The sequence below is a fragment of the Rhizobacter sp. P3_B12 genome (genome assembly GCF_056402895.1).
The window spans coordinates 1-1,737 of the sequence record NZ_JBFUGN010001160.1 but is presented as its reverse complement, the minus strand read 5'-3'; the positions used below and the strand labels follow the sequence as shown (position 1 = coordinate 1,737).

Annotated in this window: 2 protein-coding genes; one reads left to right on the top strand and one right to left on the bottom strand. The window is 66.8% G+C overall.

Annotation, left to right across the window (positions count from 1 at the left end):
* Positions 1-503 (top strand): winged helix-turn-helix domain-containing protein (locus tag AC1D01_RS33290; protein WP_477873748.1); only part of this gene is annotated, 503 nt, incomplete at its 5' end.
* A gap of 56 nt (positions 504-559) precedes the next feature.
* On the opposite strand, the gene AC1D01_RS33285 is transcribed toward AC1D01_RS33290, so the two are convergent.
* Positions 560-1,737 (bottom strand): PAS domain-containing sensor histidine kinase (locus AC1D01_RS33285; protein WP_477873747.1); only part of this gene is annotated, 1,178 nt, incomplete at its 5' end.

The following is a 1,737-nucleotide window of genomic DNA, read 5'->3' as shown; positions in this document are numbered from 1 at the left end:
GCGTCGAGCTGATCAAAATCCTGCGCCGACGCAGCAACGCTGGATTGCTGGTGGTCTCTGGACGCTTGGCGCCGGATGTATTCAAGACCGTGGTCGCGGCTGGTGCCGACATGTATCTGACCAAGCCGGTGCAGTTCGAGCAGGTGGCGGTGGCCATCTGCGCGGTCCAGCGGCGCGCCGCCGGTGCAGCGCAGGCCGAAGTCGCCTGGCGCCTGGATCGGTTGGCGCGAGAACTGGTGGCCCCCGACGGTACGCGTGTGGACCTCAGTGACGGTGACCTGGTCGTCTTGGAATGCTTTGTCGAGGCGCAGGGCGAGACTGTGACGCGCGAGTCCCTGCGCCTGCGCCTGGGACGAAGCGCCCCTGACGGCGAAGTCGACGGACTGAACGCCGCCATCTACCGGCTGCGACGCCGCATCGAGCGGGCGACCCCCGCGCTCGTGCCCCTGCAGTCCAAGTCTGGTATCGGTTACGTATTTCGGGCGCCCTTGGCATTGGCCTGATCGATGCGCCGCACACGGCATCCGTTGCTCGGCGCTGCCGAGCAACGGATGCTGCGTCATTCAGGTGGCAGTCCTTGCGGGATCGTCAACCGCATCACGGTGCCGCCACCGAGTCGGGGAACTGCGTCGATCCGGCCGCCGTGCATCTCGGCCACGCGGCGCACAATGTACAGGCCCAGGCCGCTGCCGGGACGACCTGCGCCCAGGGCCCCGCGCTCGCCACGTTGGAACAGGCGCGGCCGCAGATCGGCCTCGATGCCTGCACCGCCATCAATGACGTCCACGATAAGGGCAAGCGGAAGCTCCGAGTCCGACACGCGCAAGACGACAGGCGATCCGCGAGGCGAGTAGCTCAGCGCGTTGTCGAGCAGGTTCCTCAAGGCCAGGCGCATCAGGCCAGGGTCCATGGCGGCGGTGCGCGTCGCCGTAGCGTGTTCGATCTGGACGCGCGCACGATCCTCTTGGGCGATGTCGCCGAGGGCGATTTCAATCAGTGCGTCGATATCGATGTCTTCCGACGTGGCGGAACTCGAGCCGGCCAGCAGCGCCGCGGCGGCAAGCGTGTTGTTCAGCCCTGCGACCACCTCGCCCAGCACAGCTTGCGCTCGCCAGAGCCGATCGGCAGCCACCGGCTCGCGGGTCTGCCCCAACGCGGACGCCGCGCTTTGCAAAGCGGCCAGCGCATTCTGCAAAGGTTGGCGCACTTCGTGTGCCAACACGTGCAGCATCTCGCTGCGCTCGGCCAGCAGCGCATCGAGCTTATGCGCGTGCTGTTCCAGCAAGAGGCGCAAGGCGTGTTCGCGGGCAAGTTCGGCTTCGTGCACGAGCTTCTCGGTCACGTCCTCGATCACGGCCCACGAGCGCAGGGGGCGTCCCTGAGTGTCACGCTCCAGCACAGCCGAGAGCAGCACGTCGAGCACACTGCCGTCCTTGCGCAGCATCTGGTAGGCGACGTTGTCGCAACGGCCCGTGCGAAAAAACTCCGGCAGCACGACCTGCCGCGCATGCTCGCGCGAAGGCGGCGTCAAGAACTCCGCTGAAGGCCTGCCGATGACCTCTGCACGCGTGTAGCCCAACTTGGACAGCCAGGTATCGCTGACGGCGAGCAGGTGCCCCTGTGGATCGATGGAGTGCAGCATGGCCGGGGTCGACTCGTTGAGCATGTCCCGGCGCTCTGCACGAAGTGCGTCCAGCTCCACGGCATGCTGCTCGACCTGCATGCGCAGCGTATGCT